Below are 14,668 nucleotides of genomic sequence, written 5' to 3' on the forward strand. Positions count from 1 at the left end.
ACCTTCTCACCGCAGCTCCTCAGCAGTAGTCCCTGCCTCGATCCTGTCACGGCTTGATCGGGGCTTTTTTTTGCCTGGGGAAGGCTGCCGGCAAGTTTCGCCGGCAAGCCGGCTCCTACCGGGAGCCGGTGCTGGCGGGGTGAGGATCAGCGTTGCAGCACGAGGATTCTGGAGAGCAGTTCGTCGCGGTCGATGTAGCAGCCCTGGAAGTGTCGGGCGCCGCTGGCCGGGTCGAAGGCGTTGCGCGCGTGCAGGGTGCGGCGGTTGTCGAAACACCAGAGCTGGCCCGGATCGAGGCGCTGGATCACCCGGAACCGGGCTTCGCGGGTCAGGGCGATAAAGCGTCGGTAGGCGCGATACAGCCGGGGCATCTGTTGTTCGGTGGTGTCGAAGGGACCGCGCAGGAAGTTGGCCATGCGGATTTCTGCCACTTCGCCCAGGGCATCCAGGGCAATGATCGGCGCCAGGCAGCGGTAGTCGCTGTGGCGGTCCTTGTTGCGAAACTCCACCGGTATTTCACACAGCGCGCGGAACGCGTCGGGGTCTTCGTGGCGCAGGGCATCGGCTATGGCGAAACCGTCGACGAAGATGCTTTCGCCGCCCGTCGCGTCATTCACCAGGCAATGCAGAAATTGCAGCCCCGGTTGCAGTTCGCGGGTCGGCAGGTCGCTGTGCAAAGGCAGGTTGAAGGCGGTGTAGGCATTGCTGTCGGCGTCGGCCTTGGACTGCACGTTGAACAACACGCCGAAGTTGCTCTCGCGGATGAACGCAATGCGCCGGGCGATCAGGGCCAGGGAACCGGGTTCGGTGGGCGCGCCGCGTACCTGGGTCAGGCCGATGTCGCGCAGGGCCAGCAGCCATTGCAGCAGCGCCTTGGGGTCGTCCATCAGGGCCTGATAGTCGAATACCGGCAGTTGCAGGCGGCTGTCCCACAGCTGGCTCTGCGCCTTGTGGGCGCGGCGTTCCTCGCGGGATTGCCGGTCATAGGCGTGGGCTCGCAACCAGCCGGGGTCGAAGCGACTCTGGTGGCCGTCCGACCAGTCCAGGCACAGGCAACCCTGGCTGTCGATGCGTGCCCCGAGGCAGCCGAGGTCTTCGGGCACGTCGATGATTTCCAGTACCTGTTCGCGGGTCACGCTGTAGACGCATTGCGTGCAGGGGCAGTTGTCCCGTAGCCACTGGTGGTGAAAGGGGCTGAGGCGATCATCGGCCCAGCGCACCTGAACCCGGTCCGGCAATACCTGGACGGCGCTTAACGGGCTGATCAGCGGGTAACGGCGATAGTCGGCAAGGGCGGCGGTGTTCACGGTGATCTCCTTTTCTACGGCTGATTATTTTTCCGCGGGCAGGCCGATGACCCGGCCGATGTAGGCGGGGCGCGGCAGATCGGTCTGTTCGGCCGCCATGGTTTGCAGGCGCTGCAACACCGCTTCGTCGAACGGCGCGGAGCGGGGGCCGGCGAGGTCGACGTGGAGCAGCATCTGCTCGTTACCGGCCAGCTCCTGGGGATCTCCGGCCCTGTGCAGGCTGTGATACAGGTGCAGGCGCTTGCGGTCGTGGCCGATGATCTGGGTATGGACCTCGACCTCGGTGCCCTGCTTCACCTCGTGCAGGTAGTTCAGGTGCAGTTCCAGGGTGAACAGCGAGTGGCCGCTGGCGTCGCGGTTGTCGCTGTCGAGCCCCAGGCGATCCATCAGGGCATCGGTGGCGTAGCTGAAGATCAGTAGGTAGAAGGCATCGCGTAGATGGCCGTTGTAGTCGACCCAGTCTTTGATGATGCGGGTGCTGTAGGTGGTCAGGGCAGGCATGGGATCACCGGATAACGGTAGGAGCCGGCTTGCCGGCGAAGGCGTCCGTTGAGTGTGCGCCTGGCTTGAGGGCCTATTCGCTGACAAGCCAGCTCCTACGGGGGTTGGGTTAGTCGTGAAAGTGCATGCCGTGCTTGGCCTTGGTGGTTTTCACCGCCTCCAGCACCGCCAGCAGGCAGTCATCACGATAGCGCTCCAGGGCCGAGATGCTGTGCGTGCCCAGTTGCTCGGCCGTGCCTTCGACCACGTCGTCGATCAGCTTGTCGGTCAGCTCCGGGGCCGGCAGGTAGGTCCAGGGCAGTTGCAGCGCCGGGCCGAACTGGGCCATGAAATGGCGCATGCCGGCGTCGCCTCCGGCCAGGGTGTAGGTGAGGAAGGTGCCCATGAACGACCAGCGCAGGCCGGCGCCAAAGCGGATCGCGTCGTCGATTTCCCCGGTGGTCGCCACCCCGTCATTGACCAGGTGCAAGGCTTCGCGCCACAGGGCTTCGAGCAGACGGTCGGCGATGAAGCCCGGGACTTCCTTGCGCACATGCAAGGGGCGCATCCCCAAGGATTCATAGACCTGGATCGCCGCCTGTATCGCCTCGGGTGCGGTGTGCTGGCCGCCCACCACTTCCACCAGCGGTAGCAGGTACACCGGGTTGAACGGGTGGCCCACCACGCAGCGTTGCGGGTGGGTCGAGCCTTCGTAGAATTCGCTGGGCAGCAGGCCCGAGGTGCTGGAGCCGATCAGGGCGTCGGGCTTGGCCGCGGCGCTGATCTTGCTGTGCAGTTCCAGCTTGAGTTCCAGGCGCTCGGGGGCGCTTTCCTGGATGAAGTCGGCGTCTTTCACGCACGCTTCGATGGTGCTGACAAAGCGCAGGCGCTGTGGCGACGCGCCCGGGGCCAGCCCCTGTTTTTCCAGGACGCCCCAGGCATTGGCGACTCGCTTGCGCAGGGCGGCTTCGGCCCCTGGGGCCGGGTCCCAGGCCACTACGTCCAGGCCGTGGGCCAGGGCGCGGGCCACCCAGCCACTGCCGATCACGCCGCTGCCTAGGGCGGCGAAGGTTTTGATGTTGGTGATAAAAGTCATCGCGTCTTCCTGAAAAAAGAGTCCGTAGGCGCGGGAAGCTGTTGGCGGCCTTGCGGGCCGCTTCGCGAGCGAGCTCGCTCCTACAAGGGGAGGGTGGTTCGGGTTAGCCGCGTTGTTTCAGGCCCATTTTCTGGCGGCCTTCGGCCGGGGTCAGGACTCGGGCGCCGAGGCGGCTGAGGATCTCCGTGGCCCGTTCCACCAGTTGGCCGTTGGTGGCGAGCACGCCGCGATCCAGCCACAGGTTGTCCTCCAGGCCGACCCGCACGTTGCCCCCCAGCAGCACCGCCTGCGCGGCCATGGGCATCTGCATGCGGCCGATGCCGAAACCGGCCCAGACCGCGTCCGCCGGCAGGTTGTCGACCATGGCCTTCATGGTGGTGGTGTCTGCTGGGGCGCCCCAGGGAATGCCCAGGCACAGCTGGAACAGCGGGTCGTCCAGCAGGCCTTCCTTGATCATCTGCTTGGCGAACCACAGGTGGCCGGTGTCGAAGATCTCCAGCTCGGCCTTCACCCCCAGCTCCTGGATGCGCTTGGCGCCGGCGCGCAGCTGGGCCGGGGTGGACACGTAGATGGTGTCGCCGTCGCCGAAGTTGAGGGTGCCGCAGTCCAGGGTGCAGATCTCCGGCAGCAGTTCCTCGACATGGGCCAGGCGGGTCAGGGGACCGACCAGATCGGTGTTGGGGCCGAACTCCATGGGGCGTTCGCCAGCGCCGATCTCCAGGTCGCCGCCCATGCCGGCGGTGAGGTTGACGATGATGTCGATGTCGGCCTCGCGAATCCGCTCCATGACTTCGCGGTACAGCGCCACGTCCCGGCTGAACTTGCCGGTCGCCGGGTCGCGCACATGGCAGTGGACCACGGTGGCCCCGGCCTTGGCGGCCTCCACCGCGGCGGCGGCAATCTGTTTCGGGGTGACCGGCACGTGGGGGCTCTTGGCGGTCGTGTCGCCAGCACCGGTGAGTGCGCAGGTGATGATGACGTCGTGGTTCATGGTGCGGTTCCTTACAGGCAGTTTGCTGGGGGCGTGGGGTGGCCGTGCGCAGCCCTGGGCGGGCTGCGGGGCGCGAGTGTGGGTGGTTTATTTACTGGTCAGTTGCAGGTGTTCGGCGGCCGGCTTGCCATCGAAGGTGGTCACCCCTTCCAGCCAGCGCTGCTGGTCCTGCGGGTGATCCTTGAGCCACTGTCGGGCCGATTCCAGGGCGTCCTTGTGATCCAGCAGCGGCTGCATCATGCGACTCTCGTCTTCGGCGCTGAAGGTCAGGTTGGTCAGCAGCCGGTGCACGTTCGGACACTGCTCGGCGTAGGTCGGCGCGGTGACGGTCCACACCGTGGCCTGGCCTTCGTTCGGGCCCAGGGCATCCTGGCTGCCACTGAGGTAGGTCATCTTGAAGTTGACGTTCATCGGGTGCGGCGCCCAGCCGAAGAACACGATGGCTTCGTTGCGCTTAACCGCCCGGGCCACCGCCGACAGCATGCCGGCCTCGCTGGACTCCACCAGTTGGAACTGGCCCAGGCCGAACTGGTTCTTGGCGATCATTTCCTTGATCTGGGTGTTGGCCCCCGAGCCGGGTTCGATGCCGTAGATCTTGCCCCCCAGCTCCTTCTGGAAGCGGGCGATGTCGGCGAAGGTCTTCAGCCCCTTGTCCGCCAGGTAGGCGGGCACGGCCAGGGTGGCGCGGGCGTCCTTGAGGCTGGGCTCGGCCAGGACCTTGACCTGATTGGCCTCGACGAACGGGGTGATGGTCTGGGTCATCAGCGGGTTCCAGTAGCCGAGGAACAGGTCCAGGCGCTGGTCGCGGATGCCGGCAAAGATGATCTGCTGCGAGGCACTGGTCTGCTTGGTCTTGTAGCCGAGGCCGTCGAGCAGGACCTGGGTCATGGCGCTGGTGGCGATCACGTCGGTCCAGTTGACCACGCCCAGGCGCACGTTCTGGCAACTGGGGGCGTCGGCGGCCATGGCCCCTGACATCAGAAAAACGCTACCACCAAGCGCAAGCACACAGCGGCTGATCAGTCGTTTCATGAGGGTTCCCTCGGCAGGTCGTTATTGTCGGTTCCGACGTCTTGGTGCGTCGGTGAGCTCAAGGTACGCAGGCGCCGCGGACGGCAAACGCACAGCGGCGACCGACTCTTGCACTGCAGCGACCTGGCCCCTTGTGGCTGGGGGGCATTTGGCGTATCACAGGGCCCACGCTGGCCGTCACCGGAGTGGGTTGCATGTCCCAGGATGTCTATTTCCTGCTGATGCCGGGGTTCTCCGCCATCGGTTTCATCTCCGCCATCGAGCCGCTACGGGTGGCCAATCGCTTTCGTGGCGAGCTGTATCGCTGGCATGTGCTCAGCGCCGACGGCGGAGCGGTGCTGGCCAGCAACGGCATGTCGGTCAATGTTGACGCGGCCCTGGAGCCGCTGAAGAAGGGCGCGACCCTGTGGGTGGTGGCCGGCTTCGAACCGTTGAAGTGCCTGACGCCAGCCCTGGAGCACTGGCTGCGCCGCCTGGACCTGGAGGGCGTGACCCTTGGCGGCATCGACACCGGCAGCGTGATCCTCGCCGAAGCCGGGCTGCTGGAGGGGCATCGGGTGACCCTGCACTGGGAAGCCATCGAGGCGTTCAAGGAGTCCTATCCGCAGTTGAGCGTGACCCAGGAGTTGTTCGAGATCGATCGGCGGCGCATCACCTGCGCCGGCGGCACCGCGTCCATCGACATGATGCTCGACCTGATCGCCCAGGCCCACGGCCCGCAACTGGCGATCCAGGTCAGCGAGCAGTTCGTGCTCGGGCGCATCCGCCCGCGCAAGGATCACCAGCGCATGGAAGTCGCCAGCCGCTACGGCATCAGCAACAAGAAGCTGGTGCAGGTGATCGGCGAGATGGAGCAGCACAGCGAGCCCCCCTTGAGCACCCTGGCCCTGGCCGAGTCGATCAAGGTCACCCGGCGCCAGCTGGAGCGCCTGTTCCGCCTGCACCTGAACGACACCCCGAGCAACTTCTACCTCGGCCTGCGCCTGGAGAAAGCCCGGCAGCTGCTGCGCCAGACCGACATGAGCGTGCTGGAGGTGAGCATCGCCTGCGGCTTTGAGTCGCCGTCCTACTTCACCCGCAGCTACCGCGCGCGTTTTGTGAATTGTCCGCGGGAAGACCGGCGTCAGTCGGGCGGTGGCCGGGAGCTGGCTTGACTCGTGCCCGTTAACGCTGGCAGACCCGTTAGCAACGGCAAGCCGGCTCCTGGGGTTATTTTTTGAACAGGGCGGCGCAGGCCGCTTTGTAGGCTTCGTGCTGGTACTTGTTGAGGCTCGCCGGCAGGGCGAAGTCGTGCTTCTTGTGCTGGGCGTTGAGGGTCTGTGGCGACAGCAGGGTCACCTCGCAATTGTCCAGCAACTGAAACACGCCCTCGATCTTGAAGGTGGTAGGGCCACCGGCGAATTCGCCTTTCTTGCTGCGTTTCTTGATGGCGATGCGGGTGATCCCGTGTTCGCGGACAAAGGCGCCGACCTGGGCGGCGAAGGCCCGGACGTTGCCCGCCTCATCGTCGTCTTCCAGGGCGATCTTCTTGGTGGCCAGCGCCAGGTGCTGCGGCGTGCCGTCTTGCAGGGTGGCGAGGGCGAAGATGGCTTCGCTGCCTTTGATCTCGATACCGCAAATGCTCATGGGGAACCCTTTCAATCAGTGAGTGAGGCGCAGCTTACAGCTCCAGCTGGTCGGCGCGTATGCCGAAGGCGACGATCTTTTTCCGGGTGCCCCGGCGCGGGCGGGCGACGCTTTCCTGCCGGGCAAAGGCCGACTGGGAGATCCCCAGGCGCCTGGCGACTTTGTCTTGGGCCAAGCGCAGAACCTTGTCCCTTTGTTGCCCGTGCCGCCGTCACCAGGTCGTGGACTGCCCGCGCCGGTCCACCTCGTACACCTTCTGGCGCAGCAGCCGTTCCTTGAGCCAGCGTTCGGCCTTGCCCATCACTCGCTGCCGGGCCCACAGCAGGTCCACGCCCACCAGCCAGTCGGTGTGGGGGTAGGCGTCCAGTTGCAGTTCCACCAGCTCGCCCTGGGCCAGTTCGCGCTGGATCAGTTGCCGGGGCAGGGTGGCCCAGCCCAGGCCGGCGCGGACCATCTCCAGCAGCGCCAGGTAGTTTTCCGCCTGCCACAGTTGGCTGCAGCGCAGGTACTCGCTGCTGGGCAGCTTGTCGGCGTGGGCGCTGAAGGCCAGGCGCCGGTGTCCATGCAGGTCGTCGAAGGTCACCCGTTCCAGCCGGGCCAGGGGGTGCTCGGGGTGGCAGACGTGCAGCATGATCAGCTTGCCCAACTGCTGGAACTCCAGCTCCCGGGGGTAACCGGGCTGGGAGAAGGCGATCCCCAGCATGGCCTCGCCCCGGGCCACCAGTTCGCTGGCATCTCCGGACAGTGGATGACGGATCAACAGGTCGACATAGGGAAAGGCCTGTTCGAACTCGCGCAAGACCGGCATCAGCGGGCCGTAAGGGGTTTCGATGACGAGGGTCAGTTGCGGCTCCAGCGCCTGGGACAGGCAATCGGCACTGGCCTGCAGGGTCAGGCAGCGCTCCAGCACCGCCTCGGCCTGCAGCAGCATTTTGCGCCCGCTGGCCGTCAGTACCGGGCTGCGGCTGCTGCGGTCGAACAGCTCCACCCCCAGGTCGGCCTCCAGATTGGCGATGGCCACGCTGACCGTGGACTGGGTCTTGCCCAGCTTGCGTGCCGCGGCCGAAAACGAGCCGGTTTGTGCGGCTTGGACGAACATCTGCAGTTGTTCCAGTGAGAAGTGCATCGCGTCTCCCGACCCAAGGACAGGCTGGTGCAATCCATCGTTAAAAACGATGGGTGCTCATTTGTTGCATCGCATTCAAGCACAGATCATGGGCGCCGCCGTCCGAACTTCCTGCCGGGGCGCTGCTCCCGGATGCCTGCCAGAACAACAACAGCCGCACCTTCAGGAGACCTGCGACATGACTATTTCCCGTGTTCATCCCGTGGACGAGGTCCTGCCCGTTCGCCAGTTGTTCAGCTTCGGCCTGCAACACGTGCTGGTGATGTATGCCGGTGCAGTGGCGGTGCCGTTGATTCTAGGCAATGCCCTGGGCCTGACCCCGGCCCAGGTGGTCTTGTTGATCAACGCCAACCTGCTGACCTCCGGAATTGCCACGCTGATCCAGACCCTGGGCTTCTGGCGGTTCGGCGCACGGCTGCCGTTGATCCAGGGCTGCTCGTTCATTGCCCTGGCGCCGATGATCATGATCGGCCAGCAGTTCGGTTTGACCGAAGTGTTCGGCGCGGTGATCGCTGCGGGCCTCATCACCATGGCCCTGGCGCCGCTGTTCAGCCGCCTGTTGCGGTTCTTTCCGCCGGTGGTGATCGGCAGCCTGATCACCATCATCGGCATTTCCCTGATGCCGGCGGCGGCGATCTGGCTGGGGGGCGGCAACCCGGCGGCAGCGGATTTCGGCGCGCCGGCCAATCTGCTGCTGGGCCTGGCCACGGTGGCGGTGACCCTGGTGATCTACGGCAAGTTTTCCGGGTTCATCGGCAACCTCAGCGTGCTGATCGGCCTGCTGGCGGGCAGCCTGATTGCTGCCGCCTTCGGCATGACCCACTTCGCCCAGGTCGGCGATGCGGCCTGGTTCGAACTGAGCCCGCCCATGGCTTTCGGCACCCCGCAGTTCTCCCTGATGCCGATCCTGATCATGACCCTGGCGATGCTGGTGATCATGGCCGAGACCACCGGCAACTGCCTGGCCATCGGCACGCTCACCGGCAGGCCGACCACCCCGCGCACCCTGGGTGATGCCTTTCGCGCCGACGGCCTGTCGACCCTGGTGGGCGGCCTGTTCAATAGCTTTCCCTATAACGCCTTTACCCAGAACACCGGGCTGATCGCGCTGTCCCGGGTCAAGAGCCGCTTCGTGGTGGCCGCCGCCGGGGCAATCATGGTGCTCATGGGCCTGTTTCCCAAGCTCGGCGCCCTGGTGGCTGCGGTGCCGACCCCGGTGCTCGGCGGCTGCGCCATCGTCATGTTCGGCATGACCACCGTGGCCGGTATCCAGGAATTGTCGCGGGTGAGGTTCGAGGGCACCCGCAACGCGATCGTCGTCGCGGTGTCGGTCAGTGTCGGGGTGCTGCCGATGTCCTTTCCGGCGCTGTTCGCCCACGCCCACGGGCCGCTCAAGCTGCTGCTGGAAAGCGGCATCTTTCTCGGCGCCATCACCGCCATCGTCCTCAATCTGCTGCTCAACCCTCGTGAGCCGGCGGCCGATGCGTTGCCGGCCCATGCCGGGCTCAATGATTGACGGTTGCTTTCCAACCCGCCTTTTGCGGCGGGACTCTGCCCATGAAAAGGAGGTCACCATGACCCAGATACTGTCTCCCATCCCTGCCGGTGTCAGCGAACTGGACCTGCACCTGCTGCGTCAGAGCATCGAACTGGCCGAAGAAGCCAAGGCCCGTGGCCGCCACCCGTTCGCCGCCCTGGTGGCGGACCGTGACGGCAAGGTCATCGCCAGCGCCGGCAACAACTCGATGCCCCCCGAAGGCGACCCGACCCAGCACGCCGAACTGGCTGCCGCTGCCAAGGCCGCAAGGCTCCTGGGCCCCGAGGAGCTGGCCCAGTGCACCCTGTACACCAGCGCCGAGCCCTGCTGCATGTGCGCCGGGGCCATCTACTGGACCGGGATTGGCCGGGTGGTCTACGCCCTGTCCGAACACGCCTTGCTGGAACTGACCGGCGATCACCCGGAAAACCCGACCTTTTCCCTGCCGTGCCGTGAAGTCTTTGCCCGCGGGCAGCGGCAGATCCCGGTGCTGGGGCCAATGCTGGAACACGAAGCGGCCCGGGCCCATGTGGGGTTCTGGAAATGAATGGCGGGGTGTCGATCCACGTGGTGGATGTCGCCAGCGGCCAGGTGGCCGAAGGCATGGCGGTGCGGGTGCGGCGCCTGGGCGGCGATTGGCTGTGCCAGGGGCGGATCGGCGGCAATGGCCTGCTCGATGGCCTGCCGGAGTGCGCGGCCAGCTTCGGGCCGGGCGTCTACGAAGTGGAGCTGGAGGTGGCGGCGTTCTATCGCGAGCAAGGCCAGGCGCTGCCGCCGGTGCCCTTCCTCGATGTGCTGGTGTACCGCTTCGGCCTGGATGACCCGCGCCAGCATTACCACCTGCCGTTCAAGCTCACCGCCTGGGGCGTCTCGTGCTTTCGCGGCGGCGCCTGACCCGGTGTTGACCTGGCGTTGACTTGCAGGAGCGAGCTTGCTCGCGAAACCCCAGCAACCGCCGCACCGGGTTCGGCAGGGCGTTTTTTACGGGCAAGCCCGCTCCTGCCGGCGCTAGCGGGTCATTCCTGGGCGATGGATTCGATGAATTCCGAACGCTCGTCGCTCATCCGCGCCAGGCAATCGTTGGTGGCGATGGTGTAGGCCTTGGTCCCGGGCTTGGCCGGGAAGGATTCCATCGCACAGTCGGCTTCGCGCTGCTTCAGCCACAACTGTTGGGCGTTCTTGACCTTGGCGCTGATGTCGGCCAGTTGCGCCTTGTCGTTGCCGTACAAGGTGCCCAGGCGTTCCAGCAGGCTTTGCACGTTGTCACTCAGCAATTGCTCGGCGGTGGTGCGGTTGTAGGTCGCGCATTCCAGGGTCTGCACGTCGTTTTCCACCCCGTCGCAGGGCGTGTTGTCGGTCTCTTCGGCCGCCTGTACGCCGGTCGCTATCAGTAACAAGGCCAGGAAGATCGGTTTCATTGCAGCGCTGCCCTCATCCAGTGATGCTTTCGTTGAAGCGGCGAATTCTGGCGCAAGCCCCCGGCAAAGAACAGAGGTGGCCGGTGCCCTCCGTCCGGCCCTTTGTCGGTGCTTGACGCTTTCGGCAATTCCCCTGTCGTTTTTGCACCCAGGCGCCCCGGCCCTCAAGCATATGCTGACCCCAAAGCGCCGGCAGACGATTCGGCGCATGAATCGCCAACAAGGGGACAGCCTGATGAGCCCAGCCGAATTACACGCCGACAGCATCGTTATCGACGGGCTGATCATTGCCAAGTGGAACCGCGAGCTGTTCGAGGACATGCGCAAGGGCGGCCTGACCGCAGCCAACTGCACGGTGTCGGTTTGGGAAGGGTTCCAGGCCACGGTCAACAACATTGCCGCCAGCCAGAAACTGATCCGCGAAAACAGCGACCTGGTGATGCCGGTGCGCACCACCGCGGACATCCGTAAGGCCAAGGAAGTGGGCAAGACCGGCATTCTCTTCGGTTTCCAGAATGCCCACGCTTTCGAAGACCAGATCGGTTATGTCGAGGTGTTCAAGCAGCTGGGCGTGGGCATCGTGCAGATGTGCTACAACACCCAGAACCTGGTAGGCACCGGCTGCTACGAGCGCGACGGCGGCCTGTCGGGCTTCGGCCGCGAGATCGTCGCCGAGATGAACCGCGTCGGGGTGATGTGCGACCTGTCCCACGTCGGTTCCAAGACCAGCGAGGAAGTGATTCTCGAATCCAAGAAGCCGGTGTGCTACTCCCACTGCCTGCCGTCCGGGCTCAAGGAACACCCGCGCAACAAGTCCGACGCCGAGCTGAAATTCATCGCCGACCACGGCGGTTTCGTCGGCGTGACCATGTTCGCGCCGTTCCTGGCCAAGGGCATCGATTCGACCATCGACGATTACGCCGAAGCCATCGAATACACCATGAACATCGTCGGTGAGGATTCCATCGGCATCGGCACCGACTTCACCCAGGGCCACGGCCAGGACTTCTTCGAATACCTGACCCACGACAAGGGCTACGCCCGCCGGCTGACCAACTTCGGCAAGATCATCAACCCCCTGGGGATCCGCACCGTGGGCGAGTTTCCCAACCTCACCGAAACCCTGCTCAAACGCGGCCACAGCGAGCGCGTGGTGCGCAAGATCATGGGCGAGAACTGGGTCAATGTCCTCAAGGACGTCTGGGGCGAGTAAGACCACCCCCCACAGCACATTCCTGTAGCCGCTGCCGCAGGCTGCGATCGGCTCCGAAGGAGACGCGCTGTTGCGGCCCTCGGAAGGCTCTTCGAGCCTTTTCCCAGCCTTCGGCAGCGGCTACAGACGTACTTATCCACAGAATTCCGGAGTTTTGAAACATGGCCAAGATCGCCCCGCAACTGCCTATCGAAGTCGACAGCGAAACCGGTGTCTGGACCTCCGACGCCCTGCCGATGCTCTACGTGCCGCGGCATTTCTTCGTCAACAACCACATGGGCATCGAGGAAGTCCTGGGCGCCGAGGCCTACGCCGAGATCCTCTACAAGGCCGGCTACAAATCCGCCTGGCACTGGTGCGAAAAAGAAGCTGAATGCCACGGCCTGGAAGGCGTCGCAGTGTTCGAGCACTACATGAAGCGCCTGTCCCAGCGCGGCTGGGGGCTGTTCAAGATCCAGGACATCGACCTGGATAAAGGCACCGCCAGCGTCAAGCTCGAACACTCGGCGTTCGTCTACGTGTACGGCAAGGTCGGGCGCAAGGTCGACTACATGTTCACCGGCTGGTTCGCCGGCGCCATGGACCAGATCCTGGCCGCCCGTGGCAGCAAGATCCGCACCGTGGCAGAGCAGGTTTACGGTGGTTCCGAAGAAGGCCACGACGATGGCCTGTTCGTCGTCAAACCGTTGTAAGCGGAGTTAAGACAAATGGCTTTCGAAGCGATGTTCCAGCCGATCCAGATCGGCAAACTGACCATCCGCAACCGCGTGCTCAGTACCGCCCACGCCGAGGTCTACGCGACTGACGGCGGCATGACCACCGAACGGTATGTGAAGTACTACGAAGAAAAGGCCAAGGGCGGCATCGGCCTGGCCATCTGCGGTGGTTCCTCGGTGGTGGCCATCGACAGTCCCCAGGAATGGTGGAGTTCGGTGAACCTGTCCACCGACCGCATCATCCCGCACTTCCAGAACCTGGCCGACGCCATGCACAAGCATGGCGCCAAGATCATGATCCAGATTACCCACATGGGCCGGCGCTCGCGTTGGGACGGCTTCAACTGGCCGACCCTGATGTCGCCGTCCGGCGTGCGTGAGCCGGTGCACCGCGCCACCTGCAAGACCATCGAGCCGGAAGAGATCTGGCGGGTGATCGGCAACTACGCCCAGGCCGCGCGCCGGGCCAAGGCCGGCGGCCTGGACGGCGTCGAACTGTCGGCGGTGCACCAGCACATGATCGACCAGTTCTGGAGCCCGCGGGTCAACAAGCGTACCGACGAATGGGGCGGCACCTTCGAGAAACGCATGCGTTTCGGCCTGGAAGTGCTCAAGGCGGTGCGCGCCGAAGTCGGTGACGATTTCTGCGTCGGCATGCGTATCTGCGGTGACGAGTTCCACCCGGACGGCCTGTCCCACGAGGACATGAAACAGATCGCCAAGTACTACGACGACACCGGCATGCTGGACTTCCTCGGCGTGGTCGGCTCGGGCTGCGACACCCACAACACCCTGGCCAACGTGATCCCCAACATGAGCTTCCCGCCGGAGCCGTTCCTGCACCTGGCGGCGGGCATCAAGGAAGTGGTCAAGGTTCCGGTGCTGCACGCACAGAACATCAAGGACCCGAACCAGGCGACGCGGATTCTCGAAGGCGGTTACGTCGACATGGTCGGCATGACCCGCGCCCACATGGCCGACCCGCACCTGATCGCCAAGATCAAGATGGGCCAGATCGACCAGATCAAGCAGTGCGTCGGCGCCAACTACTGCATCGACCGCCAGTACCAGGGCCTGGACGTGCTGTGCATCCAGAACGCCGCCACCTCCCGTGAGTACATGGGCGTGCCGCACATCATCGAGAAAACCACCGGCATCAAGCGCAAGGTGGTGGTGGTCGGTGCCGGTCCTGCCGGTATGGAAGCCGCCCGTGTCGCCGCCGAACGTGGCCACGACGTGACCCTGTTCGAGAAGAAGGACGCCATTGGCGGGCAGATCACCACCGCCTCCAAGGCCCCGCAACGGGACCAGATCGCCGGTATCACCCGCTGGTATCAGCTGGAACTGGCGCGCCTGAAAGTCGACCTGCGCCTGGGCACTGCGGCGGACACCGCGACCATCCTCGACCTGCGCCCCGACGTGGTGGTGCTGGCCGTGGGCGGTCATCCGTTCATCGAGCAGAACGAACACTGGGGCGCCGCCGAAGGGTTGGTGGTCAGCAGCTGGGACATCCTCGACGGCAAGGTGGCGCCGGGCAAGAACGTGCTGGTCTACGACACCATCTGCGAGTTCACCGGCATGTCGGTCACCGACTTCATCGCCGACAAGGGCTCGCAAGTGGAGATCGTCACCGATGACATCAAGCCGGGCATCGCCGTCGGCGGCACCTCGTTCCCCACCTACTACCGCAGCCTGTACCCCAAGGAAGTGATCATGACCGGGGACCTGACCCTGGAGAAGGTCTACCGCGAGGGCGACAAGCTGGTGGCGGTGCTGGAGAACGAATACACCGGCGCCCGCGAAGAGCGGGTGGTGGACCAGGTGGTGGTGGAAAACGGCGTGCGTCCTGACGAGGAGCTCTACTACGGGCTCAAGGAAGGTTCGCGCAACAAGGGCCAGATCGACGTCGAGGCGCTGTTCGCGATCAAGCCGCAGCCGTGCCTGAGCGAGACGGGGGAGGGCTACCTGTTGTTCCGCATCGGCGACTGCGTATCCCAGCGCAACACCCATGCCGCGATCTACGACGCACTGCGCCTGTGCAAGGACTTTTAGCGGCAGCGGCCAGTTTCAAGCTGCAAGCGGCAAGTTGAAGCAGGCGTTCGCGATTGCTCTTTCTTGCTGCTGGA

15 protein-coding genes and 1 pseudogene are annotated in these 14,668 nt (G+C 64.9%); 7 read left to right on the forward strand and 9 right to left on the reverse strand.

What is annotated here, in order from left to right:
- Positions 1 to 146: 146 nt before the first annotated feature.
- The 5 genes from L1O02_RS02380 to L1O02_RS02400 form a co-directional block, all read right to left on the reverse strand.
- Positions 147 to 1,307 carry a gamma-butyrobetaine dioxygenase gene (locus tag L1O02_RS02380; protein ID WP_060844839.1) on the reverse strand — a complete coding sequence of 387 codons (1,161 nt, stop codon included), beginning with the start codon at positions 1,305 to 1,307 and terminating at the stop codon, positions 147 to 149.
- A gap of 24 nt (positions 1,308 to 1,331) precedes the next feature.
- Positions 1,332 to 1,808: a thioesterase family protein gene (locus L1O02_RS02385; protein WP_108545105.1), complete on the reverse strand. Its 477-nt coding sequence runs from the start codon at positions 1,806 to 1,808 to the stop codon at positions 1,332 to 1,334.
- A 109-nt stretch (positions 1,809 to 1,917) separates the two neighbouring features.
- The gene (locus tag L1O02_RS02390) at positions 1,918 to 2,883 is read right to left on the reverse strand and encodes an L-carnitine dehydrogenase (protein WP_108545106.1); all 966 of its coding nucleotides are present in this window, start codon (positions 2,881 to 2,883) and stop codon (positions 1,918 to 1,920) included.
- 103 nt (positions 2,884 to 2,986) lie between these two features.
- Positions 2,987 to 3,874 (reverse strand): 3-keto-5-aminohexanoate cleavage protein, encoded by an 888-nt coding sequence (locus L1O02_RS02395; RefSeq protein ID WP_060844836.1) that lies wholly within the window; start codon positions 3,872 to 3,874, stop codon positions 2,987 to 2,989.
- A gap of 87 nt (positions 3,875 to 3,961) precedes the next feature.
- Entirely contained in the window at positions 3,962 to 4,906 is a 945-nt protein-coding gene (locus tag L1O02_RS02400; RefSeq protein WP_060841461.1) for a choline ABC transporter substrate-binding protein, read from the reverse strand.
- A 194-nt stretch (positions 4,907 to 5,100) separates the two neighbouring features.
- On the opposite strand from L1O02_RS02400, the gene L1O02_RS02405 reads away from it, so the two are divergent.
- Positions 5,101 to 6,060 carry a GlxA family transcriptional regulator gene (locus L1O02_RS02405; protein ID WP_235759482.1) on the forward strand — a complete coding sequence of 320 codons (960 nt, stop codon included), beginning with the start codon at positions 5,101 to 5,103 and terminating at the stop codon, positions 6,058 to 6,060.
- A 55-nt stretch (positions 6,061 to 6,115) separates the two neighbouring features.
- On the opposite strand, the gene L1O02_RS02410 is transcribed toward L1O02_RS02405, so the two are convergent.
- The 3 genes and pseudogenes from L1O02_RS02410 to L1O02_RS02420 all read right to left on the reverse strand — a co-directional run bounded on the left by L1O02_RS02410 (position 6,116) and on the right by L1O02_RS02420 (position 7,658).
- A complete protein-coding gene (locus L1O02_RS02410; RefSeq protein WP_060841459.1) occupies positions 6,116 to 6,532 on the reverse strand; it encodes a DUF3010 family protein in 417 nt (138 codons plus the stop codon).
- Between the two features lie 34 nt (positions 6,533 to 6,566).
- Positions 6,567 to 6,713 (reverse strand): annotated as a pseudogene (locus L1O02_RS02415) (transcriptional regulator); the annotation flags it as partial.
- Positions 6,714 to 6,743: 30 nt separating this feature from the next.
- Entirely contained in the window at positions 6,744 to 7,658 is a 915-nt protein-coding gene (locus tag L1O02_RS02420) for a LysR family transcriptional regulator (RefSeq protein WP_060841458.1), read from the reverse strand.
- Positions 7,659 to 7,836: 178 nt separating this feature from the next.
- Between L1O02_RS02420 and L1O02_RS02425 the strand changes: the two genes are divergently transcribed.
- Genes L1O02_RS02425 through L1O02_RS02435 form a run of 3 tightly spaced genes read left to right on the forward strand, consistent with a single transcriptional unit; the run spans position 7,837 to position 10,089 of the window.
- Positions 7,837 to 9,174 (forward strand): nucleobase:cation symporter-2 family protein, encoded by a 1,338-nt coding sequence (locus L1O02_RS02425; protein ID WP_235759484.1) that lies wholly within the window; start codon positions 7,837 to 7,839, stop codon positions 9,172 to 9,174.
- Positions 9,175 to 9,232: 58 nt separating this feature from the next.
- Positions 9,233 to 9,742: a nucleoside deaminase gene (locus L1O02_RS02430; protein WP_060841456.1), complete on the forward strand. Its 510-nt coding sequence runs from the start codon at positions 9,233 to 9,235 to the stop codon at positions 9,740 to 9,742.
- Positions 9,739 to 10,089, forward strand: a complete 351-nt coding sequence (locus L1O02_RS02435) for a hydroxyisourate hydrolase (protein WP_108545110.1) — start codon at positions 9,739 to 9,741, stop codon at positions 10,087 to 10,089. The genes L1O02_RS02430 and L1O02_RS02435 overlap by 4 nt, the downstream gene beginning before the upstream one ends.
- 122 nt (positions 10,090 to 10,211) lie before the next feature.
- Here L1O02_RS02435 and L1O02_RS02440 read toward each other — a convergent pair whose 3' ends face one another.
- Entirely contained in the window at positions 10,212 to 10,613 is a 402-nt protein-coding gene (locus tag L1O02_RS02440) for a lysozyme inhibitor LprI family protein (protein ID WP_235759486.1), read from the reverse strand.
- 235 nt (positions 10,614 to 10,848) lie between these two features.
- On the opposite strand from L1O02_RS02440, the gene L1O02_RS02445 reads away from it, so the two are divergent.
- The 3 genes from L1O02_RS02445 to dgcA all read left to right on the forward strand — a co-directional run bounded on the left by L1O02_RS02445 (position 10,849) and on the right by dgcA (position 14,594).
- Positions 10,849 to 11,826: a dipeptidase gene (locus tag L1O02_RS02445; protein ID WP_060842023.1), complete on the forward strand. Its 978-nt coding sequence runs from the start codon at positions 10,849 to 10,851 to the stop codon at positions 11,824 to 11,826.
- Between the two features lie 161 nt (positions 11,827 to 11,987).
- The gene (locus tag L1O02_RS02450) at positions 11,988 to 12,518 is read left to right on the forward strand and encodes a 4-vinyl reductase (protein ID WP_016962810.1); all 531 of its coding nucleotides are present in this window, start codon (positions 11,988 to 11,990) and stop codon (positions 12,516 to 12,518) included.
- A gap of 15 nt (positions 12,519 to 12,533) precedes the next feature.
- Positions 12,534 to 14,594, forward strand: coding sequence for a dimethylglycine demethylation protein DgcA (dgcA, locus tag L1O02_RS02455; RefSeq protein WP_060841453.1), 2,061 nt, complete (start codon positions 12,534 to 12,536; stop codon positions 14,592 to 14,594).
- Positions 14,595 to 14,668: the final 74 nt, after the last annotated feature.

This window comes from Pseudomonas sp. BC42, from assembly GCF_021560055.1.
In the GTDB taxonomy this organism is placed as follows: Bacteria; Pseudomonadota; Gammaproteobacteria; order Pseudomonadales; family Pseudomonadaceae; genus Aquipseudomonas.

Excerpts from the sequence above, each read along its gene's own strand:
- L1O02_RS02385 (WP_108545105.1), bottom strand. The coding sequence starts at position 1,808 with ATGCCTGCCCTGACCACCTACAGCACCCGCATCATCAAAGACTGGGTC.
- L1O02_RS02390 (WP_108545106.1), bottom strand. The coding sequence starts at position 2,883 with ATGACTTTTATCACCAACATCAAAACCTTCGCCGCCCTAGGCAGCGGC.
- L1O02_RS02395 (WP_060844836.1), bottom strand. The coding sequence starts at position 3,874 with ATGAACCACGACGTCATCATCACCTGCGCACTCACCGGTGCTGGCGAC.
- L1O02_RS02400 (WP_060841461.1), bottom strand. The coding sequence starts at position 4,906 with ATGAAACGACTGATCAGCCGCTGTGTGCTTGCGCTTGGTGGTAGCGTT.
- L1O02_RS02405 (WP_235759482.1), top strand. The coding sequence starts at position 5,101 with ATGTCCCAGGATGTCTATTTCCTGCTGATGCCGGGGTTCTCCGCCATC.
- L1O02_RS02410 (WP_060841459.1), bottom strand. The coding sequence starts at position 6,532 with ATGAGCATTTGCGGTATCGAGATCAAAGGCAGCGAAGCCATCTTCGCC.
- L1O02_RS02420 (WP_060841458.1), bottom strand. The coding sequence starts at position 7,658 with ATGCACTTCTCACTGGAACAACTGCAGATGTTCGTCCAAGCCGCACAA.
- L1O02_RS02425 (WP_235759484.1), top strand. The coding sequence starts at position 7,837 with ATGACTATTTCCCGTGTTCATCCCGTGGACGAGGTCCTGCCCGTTCGC.
- L1O02_RS02430 (WP_060841456.1), top strand. The coding sequence starts at position 9,233 with ATGACCCAGATACTGTCTCCCATCCCTGCCGGTGTCAGCGAACTGGAC.
- L1O02_RS02435 (WP_108545110.1), top strand. The coding sequence starts at position 9,739 with ATGAATGGCGGGGTGTCGATCCACGTGGTGGATGTCGCCAGCGGCCAG.
- L1O02_RS02440 (WP_235759486.1), bottom strand. The coding sequence starts at position 10,613 with ATGAAACCGATCTTCCTGGCCTTGTTACTGATAGCGACCGGCGTACAG.
- L1O02_RS02445 (WP_060842023.1), top strand. The coding sequence starts at position 10,849 with ATGAGCCCAGCCGAATTACACGCCGACAGCATCGTTATCGACGGGCTG.
- L1O02_RS02450 (WP_016962810.1), top strand. The coding sequence starts at position 11,988 with ATGGCCAAGATCGCCCCGCAACTGCCTATCGAAGTCGACAGCGAAACC.
- dgcA (WP_060841453.1), top strand. The coding sequence starts at position 12,534 with ATGGCTTTCGAAGCGATGTTCCAGCCGATCCAGATCGGCAAACTGACC.